A 17,171-nucleotide genomic window follows, 5' to 3' on the forward strand; every position below is an offset into this window, starting at 1 on the left:
TGAAAACGCTTAGCTTATTTAAAGCGCCCCGCTTAAAACACTCTAATAGTCAACTCGCCGATGATAATCCTATCAGGACGAGCCTTGCTTCTATGGGCTTTCGTCGGTGCAAAGCCCATAAACGCACGGGTCGTTATTGCTTAGTCCAGCGGTCCATCCAACCGAAGACATTAGCATACCATTGCTCTAAGTTTTCAGGTTTTAAGATCCAATGGTTTTCATCAGGGAAAATCAATAACTCTGATGGGATCCCTTTGCGCTGCATAAAACTGAATGCCGCTAAACCTTGACCATAAGGGACGCGGAAGTCCTTCTCACCGTGGATAACCAGCATGGGTGTTTTCCAGTTTTCAACATAATTCACTGGGTTAAACTTCTCATATAACGCTTTGTTATCTGAATAAGTGCCGCCAAACTCATGCTCTGCGAACCACACTTCTTCGGTCACGTAATACATAGAACGCATATCGAACAGACCCGCGTGGTTAACTAAGCACTTGAAACCGTCGTTCCAGTTACCTTGGATCCAGTTCATCATGTAGCCGCCGTAAGAACCTCCGAGCGCACAGGTGTTTTGCGGATCGAGCCATTTTTGTTGCTGGCTCACCGCTGCTAGGCCTTTTTGCAGATCTTCTAATGGCTTACCACCCCAATCTTGGCTGATTGAATCAGTAAAGGCTTGGCCGTAACCAGTAGAGCCGTGGAAATCCACCATAACGACGCCATAACCCGCACCCGCCCATAATTGGGCATTCCAACGACCACTGAAGGCATTACCAAATGAACCTTGCGGCCCACCGTGAACGAGATAGGCAATTGGGTATTTTTTCCCTTCTTGGAAGTTCGCCGGTTTGATCCAGTAACCGTAAACGTCTTCGTTATTCCAACCTTTAAAGCTGAACTGTTCAAACTTACCAAACTTGATCTCGGCCAATTTGTCTTTATTCACTTCGGTCAGACGTTTAAGCCCTTCACCTTCAGTCGTAATGCTATAGAGATCGCCCGGTTCAACTAAGGTTTTGCTATCGAAAATCAGTTGTTCGTTAGTGACCGCAATTAAACTGTTCGTGCCATCACTGTAGACAGAACGCACATCGCCAAATTGGGTATTCACTTGGAAAATAGAGACTTGACCTAGGTCTTGTGCCGTCACATACAAGGTACGATTGTCAGGAGCAAACATCAGTGAGCTTGGGCTGCGATCCCATAATGGCGCAACTTCTTTGGTTTGGCCTGTGCTAGTATCGCGCAGCATAATGCCGTAGCGATCTGCTTCAAAACCCGGTTTTTTCATCGCTAAATAGGCCATGTAACGACCATCGCTCGAAAATGTTGGCTGCGCATCCCATGCAAGATTGTCTTTGGTTAAGTTGGTTGCGGTGCCGCCTGTCACTGGCACTTGCCACAAATCATAGTTAGTGGTCCAAGCTTGATCTTTGCTGGGGGCTTTCGCGCTATATACCACAAACTTACCGTCTGGGGTGAAGGTCACTTCTTCCATACCCGAGAAAGGTTTTGGCGGCGTTTCAGTATCTAAACCTTGAGTCACATCAACCACTTTAGTGAGTCTCTCACCGTTTACCGCACCAACAAATAAATGGTTACGGGCGTGGTCTTCCCACGTATCCCAATGGCGAACCATTAACTGCTTGTATTCACGGCCAGTCGATTTACGCTCAGCTTCGGCGGTAAATTTATCCTTTGAGCAGGCTAAGTCCTTACACTCGGGGAATACCCGCATGCTGAGTACAACTTGTTTACCGTCGTTTGATAATTTGTAGCCATCAATATCCAAAGGTAAATCAGAAACTTGTACCGCTTCACCGCCCGTTAATGGCAGTTGAAATAACTGGCTTGAACCACTGCGACTGGCAAGGAAATAAATCGACTTGTCGTCAGTAGCAAAACTGACATCATGTTCAGTGCCTGTGGCAGAGGTCAATTGTAACGGCTTGGCTTTGGTGTCGGTCAGATCCAATAAATACAGATCAGAACTGCCCTCTCCCTTATCGTTTACCGTTTTAAGACCATAAACTAATTTAGTGCCATCATGGGACACAGTCGCAGAGTGCATCTTATTGAGTTTAATGAGTTGTTGCACAGTAAAAGGCGTTGGATCGGCCGCTTGGGCTGATAACGCCAGTCCCGCAGCGCCGAGCGCCAATAGGAGAGGAGCTATTTTCATTGTTATGTCCGTCTTTGGTTAAACTGGTTCGATAGTTGCGTCAATCATTGCAAGGGTTCTATTGAAATTGCAATAGTTCTACTGAGTTGCAACCGCACGAATGTTAAAAACGATCTGAGATCGTATCTTTCGAAGATAAGCTTGCCACACTATCGAAACAAAAACGCTCAGGCAAGCCAAATGGCGAACCTGAGCGTATTTTTTTGTGACAAAATGTCAGTGGCGCAACGTTTTACCTAAAGAACAGATATCAGAACTCAAACTTAAGCTATTTTGCTTAAAAAGCCATCAAGTTCAATCCGCTGCATCCCAACCTTTACGCTTTCGCGTTGGCGATATTCACTTTCCAAATTGCAGGGCCAGTTTCATGGGCGTTCACACCATGTGAATCCACAGCCACAGTCACTGGCATATCTTGCACATCAAACTCGTAAATCGCTTCCATACCCAAATCAGCAAAGGCCACGACGCGAGAATGTTTAATCGCTTTAGACACTAAATACGCAGCGCCGCCAACGGCCATCAGATATACCGCTTTGTGTTTTTTGATTGATTCAACTGTCGCAGGGCCGCGCTCAGCTTTACCTATCATGCCCATCAAGCCAGTTTTCTCTAACATTAAGTCAGTGAATTTATCCATGCGAGTTGCTGTGGTTGGGCCCGCAGGACCGACAACTTCGGTACCGACTGGATCAACGGGGCCAACGTAGTAAATAAATTTACCGGTAAAGTCCACGCCTTCTGGCAGACCTTCACCGCTTTCAATCAGGCTTTGAATGCGCTTATGGGCAGCATCGCGTCCTGTGAGCATTTTACCGCTCAGCAGAATGGTTTCACCGCTCTGCCACTGCTCAATATCCGCTTGAGTCACAGTATCTAAGTTAACGCGGCGCACATCATCACCCACTTCACGGGTGATTTCTGGCCAATCGGCCAATGATGGTGGCGTTAATTCAGCTGGACCTGAGCCATCTAAATGGAAATGTACGTGGCGAGTCGCCGCGCAGTTAGGGATCATCACCACAGGCTTTGACGCCGCGTGGGTGGGCGCCGATTTGATTTTAACGTCTAACACTGTGGTTAAACCGCCAAGACCTTGGGCACCTATGCCTAAGTTGTTCGCGCGCTCAAAAATGTCTAACCGCAGCTTTTCTTCGGTCGTTTGCGCGCCACGGGCCATCAACTCATGGATATCCACGCTTTCCATCAGCGCTTCTTTGGCTAATACGGCCGCTTTTTCTGCCGTGCCGCCAATGCCTATACCTAGCATACCCGGTGGACACCAGCCCGCACCCATAGTCGGTAGCGTTTTTTCTACCCAAGCGGCGATATCATCTGATGGATTTAACATCACCATCTTAGCTTTGTTTTCACTGCCGCCACCTTTAGCCGCAATCGCCACTTCGATATGGTTGCCTGGCACCATGTCGATATGCACCACAGATGGCGTGTTATCTTTGGTATTTTTACGGCTGCCCGCAGGATCTGACACTATTGATGCGCGCAGTGGGTTATCAGGATTGGTATAGGCACGACGAACACCTTCGTCGACCATTTCCTGAATCGTCATATCGGTTTTGTCCCATTGGACACCCATGCCCACTTTCACGAAAGTGGTCACAATCCCAGTGTCTTGACACAGAGGACGCTTACCTTCGGCCGACATACGCGAGTTAATTAAGATCTGGGCAATTGCATCCTTCGCCGCCGCACTTTGTTCACGCTCATAAGCTTGGCTCATAGCATCAACAAAATCCTTCGGGTGGTAATAAGAAATGTATTGCAAAGCATCCGCCACACTTTCAATAAAGTCGGCTTGTTTAATCACAGAAGTTTCAGACATTTTATGGTGAGATGACATAGTAGGAGCGCTCCAGCAGCCTTTGCGGCCTAACTTGTTTTTGTTTAATTCTTTCTGGGCCAATATGATACTCTTTCACATCTTTTTGGGCTACATCACATTTTGAATAGGGTTAATCGATGGCAATTAGGGCGTCAAAACAGCTTGCATCACGCCAACTTGACTGGACATTAAGTACCGCAGCACTGTTCGAACACTTTGCAAATGACACTTGGGCAATTCTGTTAGATTCGGCGAACGCGCCGCATCAAGACGCCAGATTCGACATCATTTGCGCCAATCCTATCGCAACGTTAGTGACTCAGGGCGAGCGTAGCGATATAAAGCTCATCGATACGAGCTTGAGCTTACCCGAGGCAATAGACCCAAACCGTGATCCCTTCGAGTTACTCAACACTTTATTAACCCATTGGTATTCAAAATCTTTTGATTGTGATTTGCCCTTTAGTGGTGGCGCAATGGGCAGTTTTAGCTACGATTTAGGCCGCAGAATTGAATCACTGCCGATAACGGCCAAGCAAGATATACAACTGCCAGAGATGAACATCGGCTTTTACGACTGGGCGTTAGTTTTTGATTACCAAGCCCAGTGTTGGTATTTATTGCACTATTTAGGTGAAGCGGCACTCGACATTGAGTTGAATAAAATTCAAGATAAAATCACTAAAAAGCCAAATTCCGCCGCATTCATGCTCACTAGCCCATGGGCAGCACAAATAGACAAAGCTCAATACACGGCCAAATTTGCAGCAGTTCAAGCCTATTTGCACAGCGGTGATTGCTATCAAATAAATTTAACCCAAAGATTCGAAGCCCATTATCAAGGCGATGAGTGGTCGACCTATAGCCAACTGCGCAATGCCAATAAAGCGCCCTTCTCGGCCTTTATGCGTCTGCCACAAAACACGATTTTGTCGATTTCACCCGAGCGCTTTATTCAGCTTCGCGGTGACGATATTCAAACCAAACCTATCAAAGGCACACTGCCGCGTCATACCGATCCCGCATTAGATGTTAAAGCCGCCAATACACTGGCAAACTCACCAAAGGATCGCGCCGAAAATGTCATGATTGTCGATTTACTGCGTAATGATATCGGCAAAGTGGCGGCAACAGGCTCAGTACGTGTACCGCATCTATTTGAGATTGAAAGCTTTCCTGCGGTGCATCACTTAGTCAGTACGGTGACTGCCAAGCTTGATAGCCGATTCACGGCGAGTGATTTGCTGCGCGCGGCGTTTCCCGGCGGCTCAATTACAGGCGCACCGAAAATTCGTGCCATGGAAATTATCGAAGAGCTCGAACCTTCACGGCGCAGCCTTTATTGTGGATCTATGGGTTATATCAGCCAAGACGGCCAAATGGATACCAGTATCACCATTCGCACTATTGTGGCTGAGCAGGGGAAACTCTATTGCTGGGCGGGCGGCGGCATAGTGGCAGATTCAGAAGTGAATGCCGAGTACCAAGAAACCTTTGATAAGATCAGCCGGATTTTGCCTTTGCTTGGCGCAGAGCCGCAAAAGCCGTAAGCTTTAAAACTAAACAGTAACGAGAACGTCGATGGATCAAGCGGAATTTAGACTCAGATTTAATCTGCACCCTTTAGCGCGGCAAGATCCGGCGGCCTTCCCTCACCTTGGACTGCGCAAAGCCGCGGTGTTGATCCCACTGCTGGAGATTAATGGTGAGCTGAATCTGATTTTAACCCAAAGACCGATGCATCTGCGCGCCCATCCGGGGCAGATCAGTTTCCCTGGCGGTAAAATTGAGCCCTATGATATTGATGCGATTGCGGCCGCGTTAAGGGAAGCAGAAGAGGAAATTGGACTCTCAAGGCATAACGTCGAGGTGATGGGCACGTTTCCAGCCCATAATACCTTCACAGGGTTTGAAATCACTCCTGTGATAGGCATTATCAAGCAGGCATTTGATTTAAAACTCGATCCCGGTGAGGTAGCCGATTGCTTTACCGTGCCATTAAGCTTTTTTATTGAACCGAATAATCGCCACCAAAAACGCTTTTTACGCCAAGGGCGCTATTACAGCGTGCATTTTATTCCCTATCAACAACGGTTTATCTGGGGTGCGACTGCCGCGATTATCGACCATCTGTGCCGCCAGTTAAGCATTCCTGCCAATATCCTCTGACTTCACTTGCCATTGCTAAACCGTTAAAAAGCCAAACTGTTAAATTAGCCAAACAATGATGACTAGCTTAAACCACCAAGTGGATATACAAACCGGCGACAATAGAGGTTAACAGCAACATGGGAATATTAAACCAATAACCCATACGACTGTGGTGGGCGACATAATAGTTAAACGCTAAACTGACCAAACTAATACCGCCACAAACCCAAATCAAATACTGCAATAATTGGGTTTCATGTGGATCCCAATGGACTCTAAATGTCGCGCCACGAGTCAAATAGGCCCCAACTTCACGGTCTGGCCTTGCATCACTAAACACTAATAGCGCATAGACGGCTATTGCCCAGCCTAAAATGGATAAGGTCGCAAGGATAATTTGAAATATTCTAGTCTTGCTCATACCGCCTCCCGCCGTTTAACTCACTATATCGCTCAATATCGATATTATTAACCTCAGGATACCTTTTTCAGCTTGAGAAAAGCCACCAGCAAGGTAATATAAACCTCCAAAATTTTCATATAAAACGTTTCGTTGGAGAATTAAGCAACAATGAGCATTGCATCTGTCGCATCTGTATTTAAAGGTGAGCACGCCGTCGGTTCTAAAGTCACAGTGCGTGGCTGGGTCAGAACCCGTCGTGACTCTAAAGCCGGCATCTCTTTTTTAGCTGTTTACGACGGCTCTTGCTTTAATCCTATCCAAGGTGTCGTGCCCAATAGCTTAGATAATTACGACAACGAAGTGTTAAAGCTGACTGCGGGTTGCTCTGTTGTAATGACTGGCGACGTGGTGGAATCTCCTGGTGCAGGCCAAGCATTTGAGCTGCAAGTGACTGAACTTGAAGTCGCTGGCTGGGTTGATGATCCAGACACTTACCCAATGGCCGCTAAGCGTCATTCAATTGAACATTTACGCGAATTAGCCCACTTACGCCCACGCACTAACATTATTGGTGCTGTTGCCCGCGTGCGTAACTGTCTATCCCAAGCGATTCACCGCTTCTACCACGAAGAAGGCTTTATTTGGGTATCGACCCCACTTATCACAGCATCAGATTGTGAAGGCGCCGGTGAGATGTTCCGCGTATCGACCTTAGATATGGAAAACCTGCCGCGTACTGAAGCGGGTAAAGTCGATTACGATAAAGATTTCTTCGGTAAAGAAGCTTTCCTGACCGTATCAGGTCAGTTGAATGCTGAAACCTACGCCTGTGCACTATCAAAAGTGTATACCTTTGGCCCGACTTTCCGTGCTGAAAACTCAAACACTAGCCGCCACTTAGCGGAATTCTGGATGGTTGAGCCTGAAGTCGCCTTCGCTAACTTAAACGACATCGCAGGCCTTGCCGAAGCTATGTTGAAATACGCGTTCAATGCAGTCTTGACTGAGCGTATGGACGATTTAACTTTCTTCGCCCAACACGTTGATAAGACTGTGATCGACCGTCTGCAATCTTTCGTTTCAAGCGATTTTGCTCAAGTGGATTACACGGATGCGGTTGAAATTCTGCAAAACTGTGGCAGAACCTTCGAGTTCCCTGTGTCTTGGGGTATCGATTTATCTTCTGAGCATGAGCGTTACTTAGCCGAAGAACACTTCAAAGCCCCTGTGGTAGTGAAGAACTATCCAAAAGATATCAAAGCCTTCTACATGCGCTTAAACGATGACGGTAAAACTGTTGCCGCGATGGACGTGTTAGCCCCAGGTATCGGTGAGATCATCGGTGGCTCTCAACGTGAAGAGCGTTTAGACGTGCTAGATATGCGTCTAGCAGAAATGGATCTGAACCAAGAAGATTACTGGTGGTACCGTGATATGCGCCGTTATGGCACAGTGCCACATGCAGGTTTTGGTCTAGGGTTTGAGCGTTTAGTGTCTTACGTGACGGGCGTGAACAACATTCGTGATGTTATCCCTTTCCCACGTGCACCGCGCACTGCGAACTTCTAATCTCCCTTAACTTGGGACTGCATAGCTAAGACATCTCTATTAAACCTTAGCAAAACGAAAGGAGCTGAATATTCAGCTCCTTTTTTGTTCGTCCGTTTTAGTCACATCATGCGGCTAAACAACCATTAATCCGCCAGACTCAACGCCTGCGCAATATATTCCGCGACTCGCTTGGCAGCAATATCATCGATTGACACCAACTTAATATGGCGACGAAATTTGCCACTGCCTTCGAGAACCTTGTGTGGATCGCTAAGATTCGCGCCTAAGCTAAACTCCAATGAAACATGCTGTTTATAGGCAAACACACCACCAAAACTGGCTTTGGTGCTAAAGAGTATACCGCCGTACTTAACGGCTTCAGTAATGGCCCGCGACGATGTGGTAGCGGCAGTTTTGACCTCCTGCCTCACCCCCTGCACTATTTCAAACAGACTCGGGCTGGTACATAAAATATCTTCTAACAGTTTTTCAAGTTGCGGTTGATCTTCCATCATGATCTCTTTACCTCTCATACAAGCAAGACTATCTCAGTCAGATTGTAGCGCGCTAATCGGACTGAATAACACCCTATTGAAGCATCCCCAAGAAATAGAATAGTGACGTGCAAATAAAAAGGCCAAGCGTGGAGTACGCTTGGCCTTTTGCTGGAGTTGTCCAACTTAGCAAGGCTAAGTCACACGGATAAAAACTGCGCCCTAGATTAAAACCCCTTCACACCGGCCATGTCAGGGAGATGATGAGCAATCCCCTTGTGGCAGTCGATACAGGTCTTTTCGCCGCTTGCCAGTGATGTTGAGTGCATCTGCGCCGCTCTGGGTGATTGGCGAGTAAAGTCCATATAAGTGAAGTTATGGCAGTTACGACACTCGAGCGAATCATTGGCCTTTAACCTTGCCCACTCATGTTCTGCCAGTTCACGGCGCTTATCTTCAAACTTCTCACGGGTATTAATCGTCCCAAAAACCTTACCCCACACTTCTTTAGATGCCTGCATCTTACGGGCAATTTTATCGGTCCAGTTATGCGGTACGTGGCAATCGGGACACGTCGCCCGCACGCCACTGCGGTTAGTGAAATGAATCGTCGTCTGTAACTCTTGATAGACGTTATTTTCCATCTCATGGCAACCAATACAGAAAGCTTCTTGGTTGGTCACTTCTAGGGCAGTGTTAAACCCGCCCCAGAAAATCACGCCAGCCACAAAACCACCTAAGGTCAAAAAGCCCAGACTATAGTGCACACTCGGACGGTTGAGTACCTGCCAGATTTTTTTCAGTTTATCTAACATGCTAACTCCTAGTGTTTTTTCTGCTCAGTGTTGGCTTTAATGAGATGATCCATATCTACAAAGTCGTTTTCGACCAGTAGTTTGGCATCTAATTGCGGCACATGGCACTGAGTACAGAAATAGCGGCGCGGCGATAATTCGGCTAAGAAGTTATTGTCCCTGTCCATAAAATGCGTGACGCTGACCATAGGTGCTTGCGAGTCCCCAATGCGGCTACGAGCATGGCAAGCCATACACTTATTCACTTTAAGATCAAGCTGATAGCCGTCGATCTTGTGTGGGATCACCGGTGGTTGCATGGGATAGCTGCGCACTTCCTTCACATCGGTATTACGCACACTTTGCATCGCAGGTGGCGTAGGCTCGACATTGATAGGCGCTTGGCGCAGGGTATCAATTTTATCTTCGGGAATACTGGCGGCAGACACACTTGTCATGATGAATGAGCCAAATACCAATAAACCGATCGCTGAGACTAATTTTAGGGTTTTCATCGTGTTCTCCTTAAACCTTGACGATCTTCACCGCACATTTTTTATAGTCAGTTTGTTTTGACAAAGGATCTGTCGCATCTAACGTGACTTTATTAATGAGCTGGCTAGCATCAAACCAAGGCACAAACACTAAGCCTACAGGTGGCTTGTTACGACCACGGGTTTCAACGCGCGTTTTGATTTCGCCGCGACGCGACACAACTCGCACTTCATCACCACGGCGTAAACCTCGTTTTTTAGCATCTTCTGGGTGCATAAAACACACAGCATCAGGGAAGGCACGATACAGCTCAGGTACACGTTGAGTCATTGAACCTGAATGCCAGTGTTCAAGTACGCGACCTGTTGATAGCCATATATCGTATTCTTCATCTGGTGACTCAGCAGCGGGTTCGTAAGGCAGTGCAAAAATAATGGCACGACCATCAGGGTGACCGTAAAACTCAAAGTCTTTTCCTGGTTTCACATACGGGTCGCTACCTTCACGGAAACGCCATTTGGTTTCTTTACCATCCACTACCGGCCAACGTAAACCGTGTGCTTCGTGGTAGGCATCAAAGGGCGCTAAATCGTGACCATGACCACGGCCAAAGGTTGCATATTCTTCGAATAAGCCCTTTTGTACGTAGAAGCCAAAATGTTTTGCTTCGTTGTTTAGGTACTTAGGATCTGCATCTGCAAGTGGGAACTTATCGACATTGCCATTTTGATATAGCACTTCGTATAACGTTTTACCCTTAAACTCTGGGTTTGCCGCTAATACATCCTGTGGCCATACTTCATCGGTAGTGAAGCGTTTAGCAAATTCCATCAGCTGCCATAAATCTGAGTGTGATTCACCAGGTGCTTGCACCATTTGATGCCAGAATTGCGTACGGCGTTCAGCATTACCATAAGCGCCTTCTTTTTCGACCCACATCGCGGTAGGAAGAATTAAGTCAGCGGCTTGAGTTGTCACTGTTGGGTAAGCATCGGACACCACGATAAAGTTATCTGGGTTACGATAGCCAGGTAACATCTCTTCGTTAATGTTCGCACCCGCTTGCATATTGTTGTTAACTTGGACCCAATAGCAGTTTAAATCACCATCTTTAAGGCGACGGTTTTGTTCAACTGCGTGGTAGCCAGGCTTAGGTGGAATAATGCCGCTAGGAATTTTCCAAATATTTTCAGCATGTTTTCTGTGCTCAGGATTAGTGACCACTAAATCGGCAGGTAAACGATGTGAGAAGGTTCCCACTTCACGGGCCGTACCGCAAGCAGATGGCTGACCTGTTAACGAGAATGGGCTGTTACCTGGAGTTGAAATTTTACCGACTAACAAGTGAATGTTATAAATCAGGTTGTTACACCATACACCACGAGTGTGCTGGTTAAATCCCATCGTCCAAAAAGAAGTCACTTTAGTATTAGGATCGGCATATAACTTGGCCAATTCAATCAGTTTCTCTTCTGATACACCTGATAATTTACTGACTTTTTCTACATTGTAATCGGCAACAAAGGCTTTAAACGTATCGAAATCGATTGGCGTTGAATCAGCAGCCGTTTTAACGTTTTTGGCTTTTTTCTCAAGTGGGTGCGTTGGGCGCAAACCATAACCAATGTCGTGGGTTCCCATGTGGAAGTTCACATGCTTTTTAACAAAATCCCAATTCACTTTATCGTTTTGAATAATATAGTTAGCAATAAAGTTTAAAATGGCTAAGTCAGTTTGCGGTGTAAATACTATTGGTAAGTCGGCCAAATCGAAAGAACGATGCTGGAAGGTCGATAATACTGATACTTTAACATGGGGGGCACTGAGGCGACGGTCGGTGACACGGCTCCATAAAATCGGGTGCATTTCCGCCATGTTTGAGCCCCAAAGTACAAAGGCATCAGCAGCTTCAATGTCGTCATAACAACCCATAGGTTCGTCAATGCCGAAGGTACGCATAAAACCTACCACGGCCGAAGCCATGCAATGGCGCGCATTAGGATCGATGTTGTTTGAACCAAAGCCGGCTTTCATCAGCTTAACGGCGGCATAACCTTCCCATACGGTCCATTGACCAGAACCAAACATACCAATCGCTGTTGGGCCTTTAGCTTTAATGGTTGCTTTCCATTTTTGCGCCATGATATCAAAGGCGCTATCCCAGCTTATCGGTGAAAACTCACCGTGCTTGTCAAATTTGCCATCCGTCATACGTAGCATGGGCGTAGTTAAACGATCGCTACCATACATAATCTTGGATAAGAAATAACCCTTGATGCAGTTAAGGCCGCGGTTAACTTCACTATTGGCATCACCATGGGTGGCAACCACTTTACCCTCGCGGGTAGCAACGATCACAGAACAACCCGTGCCGCAAAAACGGCACGGCGCTTTGTTCCACTCTAATTTTGTTTGTTCTGAACTGGTAATTAAATTGCTTGCGCCAGCTGGCAGAGCTAAACCTGCCGCTCCTGCAGCGGCGATGACTGCATTGGCTTTAATAAAGTCACGTCTATTCATGTTCATTCTTCACCCTCTTTAAGCTCTTCACTCTGGTGGTAAACCATAGTGGCGGATAAGACACCAGGAATGGCATTGATGGTTTCGATACTTTCCATAATGGCTCGTTGAGTATCCCCTTCAAGCACTACCACTAATTTCACTTCGTTATTTACGGAAAGCTCAGCATTCTCAATGGTCATAATCTGCTGCCTAACCTCTGCCATTTTTTGTGGCAAAACTTGTACGACTAAACTTGTAATATGAATCTCTTTACTCATCCGACACTTCACTCTTATTTCATGATTTTTATTATGTTAACCCGCACCTGGTGGACCAGTTAAAATCTGGCTAAACCAAATTGCAAAACCTAAACCGCTAACCAGAAGCACCGACAGAATAGGTGCTAACAATACGGTTAAAAATAGGAAAATCTTGAGTTCTAAGCTCTTACTTTCATCTGTTTGAGTTGTCATATACGCTCCCTAAAGTACGTCTACCGTATTAACTACCTTATCTTACTTAACGATTTGATAACACTTAAATACAATCAAATTCTTTGCCATTTTTTAAATTATTGGCGAAATTTTATTAACCTAACACCATGATAGGTAAGTCTAGGTTTTTTTTATGTGCCTCTAATTAGGTAATTAACAATAAGCGTGATCCCGATCTACAAAGCACTTAACAAAAAGTTTACTCCCGCCATGCTCGTCAAAATAACTGTTTAAGAAGACAAGGAATTTCGGTTTTAAACAGCGTCACTTCTGTCTCTAAAAGCTGCGTTGCAAAAACGTTAACCAACACAACAACCAATATACTCATAAATAGATATTTATCACATATAAAGCACTTTATTGATCGCGATCAACGTTATAAACCGTTGCACACTCCAGACTTATTAACATCTTTCATCTTCTAAGCATAAAACAGCAGTCAATATAACTACCACTCAACAACCCACAATGCTGTGTCGCACAACATTCGAGGTTGTTAGCAATGTCGTACTAGGAGTTAATTAATAAGATGAGTCACTTACTCGATAAATTGCGGTTTTTTAAAACCCACCAAGAACCCTTTGCCGATGGGCATGGCGTGACAACCGATAAAGATAGAAGTTGGGAACAGGGTTATCGTCAACGCTGGCAACACGATAAAATTGTTCGTTCTACCCACGGGGTAAACTGTACAGGCTCTTGCAGTTGGAAAATTTATGTTAAAAATGGCTTAGTTACGTGGGAAACCCAACAAACCGATTACCCTCGTACTCGACCCGACTTACCTAACCATGAACCCAGAGGCTGCCCACGAGGCGCGAGTTATTCATGGTATATCTACAGCGCAAATCGCCTGAAATATCCTAAAGTTCGTCAACAATTAATGAAACTATGGCGCGAAGCTAAGCAACAACATGCTGATCCTGTCGATGCATGGGCGTCGATTGTGAGCGATCCGGTTAAAGCCAAAAGCTACAAAGAACGACGGGGATTAGGAGGTTTCATCCGTGCGAGTTGGGATGAAGTCAATGAAATCATTGCTGCATCTAACGTGTATACCACTAAAGAGTACGGCCCAGATCGCGTATCCGGTTTCTCCCCTATTCCGGCAATGTCGATGGTGTCCTATGCCGCTGGCGCGCGTTATTTATCATTAATTGGTGCTAACTGCCTAAGTTTCTACGATTGGTATTGTGATTTGCCCCCCGCCTCACCACAGGTTTGGGGTGAGCAGACTGACGTTCCAGAATCTGCAGATTGGTATAACTCAAATTACATCATTGTTTGGGGCTCAAACGTACCGCAAACCCGTACTCCCGATGCGCACTTTTTAAGTGAGGTCCGTTACAAGGGCACCAAAACCTGCGTTATTACCTCCGATTACTCTGAAGCTTCTAAGTTTGGTGATACTTGGTTAGCGCCACGTCAAGGCACTGATGCCGCCTTGGCAATGGCTTTTGGTCATGTGATTTTAAAAGAGTTTTACGTCAATACCCCAAGTGCGTATTTCATTAACTACGCTAAACGCTACACCGACATGCCGATGTTGGTCATGCTTGAAGAAGTTAATGGCCACCTTACCAGTGGACGTTTTTTACGTGCGGCTGATTTAGTTGATAATTTGGGTGAAGAGAATAATCCAGATTGGAAAACGATTGCATTTAACCATGATGGTAACCTCACTAGCCCTAACGGCTCTATCGGTTATCGTTGGGGTGAAAAAGGCAAATGGAACTTAGAATCTAAAGACAGTAAAGGCGATATTGATCTTTTACTATCTCTTAAAGATCACACTGAACTGACCGAAGTCGCTTTCCCTTACTTTGGCGGCGCGCCGCACGAATATGAATACTTTCAACACACAGATCACAGTGATATTCAGTTGCGTAATGTGCCAGTTAAAACCATTACGCTTGCCGACGGTAAACAGGCAAAAGTAGCGAGCGTATTTGACTTAATGCTGGCGCATTATGGGGTGGATAACGGCGTTAACGACAGCAATCGTGCTAGCTCGTTTGACGATAACATCCCCTACACGCCAGCTTGGCAAGAAGTGATCACCGGTGTAAAACGTGCCGATGTTATCCGTGTTGCCACTGAGTTTGCGCGTAATGCTGATAAAACCAATGGTCGCTCTATGGTAATTGTGGGCGCTGCACTAAACCACTGGTATCACATGGACATGAACTACCGCGGCCTCATTAACATGTTAATGATGTGTGGTTGTATCGGTCAATCTGGCGGTGGCTGGGCTCACTATGTAGGACAAGAAAAACTTCGTCCACAAACGGGTTGGACACCACTGGCGTTTGCACTTGACTGGCAGCGCCCACCACGTCACATGAACGGCACTTCATTCTTCTACAACCACTCTAGTCAGTGGCGTTATGAAAAATTGAACATGTCTGAAATTATTTCGCCGCTCGCGCCAAAAGAAAACTGGACTGGCAGCATTATCGATTTCAATAGTCGTGCTGAACGTATGGGCTGGTTACCCTCTGCACCACAATTAAGCACTAACCCACTGCATTTGTCCGCCAGTGCTAAAGCGGCTGGACAAAACGTTGAAGACTACGTGGTATCACAACTGAAAAGCGGCGACCTAAAATTTGCCTGTGAGCAGCCAGACGATCCGAAAAACTTCCCACGTAATATGTTCATTTGGCGCTCTAATCTGCTGGGTTCATCCGGCAAAGGCCACGAATACATGTTGCGCCACTTCCTCGGCACTAAGCATGGGCTATTAGGTAAAGATCTCGGTGATTTTGGCGGCAATAAACCCGAAGACGTCGAATGGAAAGATGAAGGCGCCGAAGGCAAAGTCGACTTATGGGTCACCTTAGATTTCCGTATGTCAACCACTTGTTTATATTCAGATATTGTTTTACCTACTGCAACTTGGTATGAAAAAGATGATATGAATACCTCGGATATGCATCCGTTTATTCATCCTTTATCAGCCGCAATCGATCCCGTATGGGAAGCGCGCTCTGACTGGAAAATCTTTAAAGGCATCGCCAAAGAGTTTTCCCGCGTGTGTGTGGGGCACTTAGGGGTAGAACAAGATCTGGTGACCATTCCAATGCACCACGATACCCCAGCTGAATTAGCTCAACCCTATGATGTTAAAGCATGGTGGAAAGGCGAATGTGAAGCTATTCCGGGTAAAACCATGCCGCATTTAACTATGGTTGAGCGCGACTACCCTAATACCTATGCTCGTTTTACTTCGGTAGGCCCCCTACTTGAAAAAATCGGCAATGGTGGTAAAGGCATTAGTTGGGACACTAAAGATGAAGTTAAGTTATTAACTCAACTCAACTATACCCATACCACAGAAGGCATCAACAAAGGCATGGCAAAGCTAGATACTGCCATTGATGCCTGCGAAATGATCCTCACCCTCGCCCCTGAAACCAATGGTCAAGTTGCCGTTAAAGCATGGGAAGCATTGGGCGAGATGACTGGCATAGATCACACCCACTTAGCCAAACCCAAAGAGGATGAAAAAATTCGTTGGCGCGATATTGTTGCCCAGCCGCGCAAAATTATCTCTTCACCGACTTGGTCTGGTTTAGAAGATGAGCATGTGTCCTATAACGCGGGCTATACCAACGTACATGAGCAGATACCGTGGCGCACCATTACTGGCCGTCAACAGTTTTACCAAGATCACCAGTGGATGCGTGACTTTGGCGAGCAGCTCTGTGCCTATAAACCGCCCATTAACTTAAAAACCGTTGCCCCAGTATTGAACAAAAAGCCTAACGGCAATAAAGAAATTGTTCTGAACTGGATCACCCCACACCAAAAGTGGGGCATTCATAGCACTTACTCCGACAACCTGTTGATGCTCACACTATCACGCGGTGGCCCTATCGTGTGGATGAGTGAGACCGATGCTAAAACCGCGGGTATTGAAGATAACGATTGGATTGAAGTCTTCAACGTCAACGGTGCAATAGCGTGCCGCGCTGTGGTGTCACAACGTGTGCCAGAAGGCATGAGCATGATGTACCACGCCCAAGAACGTATCGTAAATATACCAGGGTCAGAAATGACCGGCACCCGTGGCGGGATCCATAACTCAGTCACCCGCGCAGTGATGAAACCCACTCATATGATTGGTGCCTATGCGCAACAATCCTATGGTTTTAACTATTACGGTACTGTCGGTTGTAACCGCGACGAATTTGTTGTTGTACGCAAAATGCACAACGTCGACTGGTTAGATACTAAATAAGCGTGGAGCGAGGAAT

General features: G+C 46.2%; 13 protein-coding genes. 4 read left to right on the plus strand and 9 right to left on the minus strand.

Features of this window, described 5'->3' with window-relative positions; translation table 11 throughout:
- Window positions 1-133: 133 nt before the first annotated feature.
- Both L5L77_RS11985 and L5L77_RS11990 read right to left on the minus strand, forming a co-directional pair.
- Window positions 134-2,185, minus strand: coding sequence for an alpha/beta hydrolase family protein (locus tag L5L77_RS11985; protein WP_263222793.1), 2,052 nt, complete (start codon window positions 2,183-2,185; stop codon window positions 134-136).
- Window positions 2,186-2,501: 316 nt separating this feature from the next.
- Complete coding sequence (locus L5L77_RS11990; protein ID WP_113939706.1) at window positions 2,502-4,046, minus strand: fumarate hydratase; 1,545 nt, start codon at window positions 4,044-4,046, stop codon at window positions 2,502-2,504.
- Between the two features lie 119 nt (window positions 4,047-4,165).
- Between L5L77_RS11990 and pabB the strand changes: the two genes are divergently transcribed.
- The gene (gene pabB / locus L5L77_RS11995) at window positions 4,166-5,578 is read left to right on the plus strand and encodes an aminodeoxychorismate synthase component I (RefSeq protein ID WP_263222795.1); all 1,413 of its coding nucleotides are present in this window, start codon (window positions 4,166-4,168) and stop codon (window positions 5,576-5,578) included.
- 31 nt (window positions 5,579-5,609) lie between these two features.
- Window positions 5,610-6,197 carry a CoA pyrophosphatase gene (locus L5L77_RS12000; RefSeq protein ID WP_198573322.1) on the plus strand — a complete coding sequence of 196 codons (588 nt, stop codon included), beginning with the start codon at window positions 5,610-5,612 and terminating at the stop codon, window positions 6,195-6,197.
- 67 nt (window positions 6,198-6,264) lie between these two features.
- Here L5L77_RS12000 and L5L77_RS12005 read toward each other — a convergent pair whose 3' ends face one another.
- A complete protein-coding gene (locus L5L77_RS12005; protein ID WP_113939548.1) occupies window positions 6,265-6,600 on the minus strand; it encodes a hypothetical protein in 336 nt (111 codons plus the stop codon).
- Window positions 6,601-6,750: 150 nt separating this feature from the next.
- On the opposite strand from L5L77_RS12005, the gene asnS reads away from it, so the two are divergent.
- The gene (gene asnS / locus L5L77_RS12010; protein ID WP_105252305.1) at window positions 6,751-8,151 is read left to right on the plus strand and encodes an asparagine--tRNA ligase; all 1,401 of its coding nucleotides are present in this window, start codon (window positions 6,751-6,753) and stop codon (window positions 8,149-8,151) included.
- A 125-nt stretch (window positions 8,152-8,276) separates the two neighbouring features.
- On the opposite strand, the gene L5L77_RS12015 is transcribed toward asnS, so the two are convergent.
- The 6 genes from L5L77_RS12015 to L5L77_RS12040 form a co-directional block, all read right to left on the minus strand.
- Window positions 8,277-8,648 (minus strand): DUF1801 domain-containing protein, encoded by a 372-nt coding sequence (locus tag L5L77_RS12015; RefSeq protein ID WP_263181860.1) that lies wholly within the window; start codon window positions 8,646-8,648, stop codon window positions 8,277-8,279.
- 206 nt (window positions 8,649-8,854) lie between these two features.
- Window positions 8,855-9,442 (minus strand): cytochrome c3 family protein, encoded by a 588-nt coding sequence (locus tag L5L77_RS12020; RefSeq protein WP_028760143.1) that lies wholly within the window; start codon window positions 9,440-9,442, stop codon window positions 8,855-8,857.
- 8 nt (window positions 9,443-9,450) lie between these two features.
- Window positions 9,451-9,936, minus strand: coding sequence for a nitrate reductase cytochrome c-type subunit (locus tag L5L77_RS12025; protein WP_263185142.1), 486 nt, complete (start codon window positions 9,934-9,936; stop codon window positions 9,451-9,453).
- 10 nt (window positions 9,937-9,946) lie between these two features.
- Complete coding sequence (gene napA, locus L5L77_RS12030) at window positions 9,947-12,436, minus strand: nitrate reductase catalytic subunit NapA (protein ID WP_263185178.1); 2,490 nt, start codon at window positions 12,434-12,436, stop codon at window positions 9,947-9,949.
- Window positions 12,437-12,438: 2 nt separating this feature from the next.
- Window positions 12,439-12,696: a chaperone NapD gene (locus L5L77_RS12035; protein ID WP_076500130.1), complete on the minus strand. Its 258-nt coding sequence runs from the start codon at window positions 12,694-12,696 to the stop codon at window positions 12,439-12,441.
- Between the two features lie 36 nt (window positions 12,697-12,732).
- The gene (locus L5L77_RS12040; RefSeq protein WP_076500132.1) at window positions 12,733-12,891 is read right to left on the minus strand and encodes a periplasmic nitrate reductase, NapE protein; all 159 of its coding nucleotides are present in this window, start codon (window positions 12,889-12,891) and stop codon (window positions 12,733-12,735) included.
- A 550-nt stretch (window positions 12,892-13,441) separates the two neighbouring features.
- On the opposite strand from L5L77_RS12040, the gene L5L77_RS12045 reads away from it, so the two are divergent.
- The gene (locus L5L77_RS12045; protein WP_263222797.1) at window positions 13,442-17,155 is read left to right on the plus strand and encodes a nitrate reductase subunit alpha; all 3,714 of its coding nucleotides are present in this window, start codon (window positions 13,442-13,444) and stop codon (window positions 17,153-17,155) included.
- Window positions 17,156-17,171: the final 16 nt, after the last annotated feature.

It is taken from the genome of Shewanella sp. SM29, assembly GCF_025654245.1.
Classification (GTDB): Bacteria; Pseudomonadota; Gammaproteobacteria; order Enterobacterales; family Shewanellaceae; genus Shewanella; species Shewanella oncorhynchi.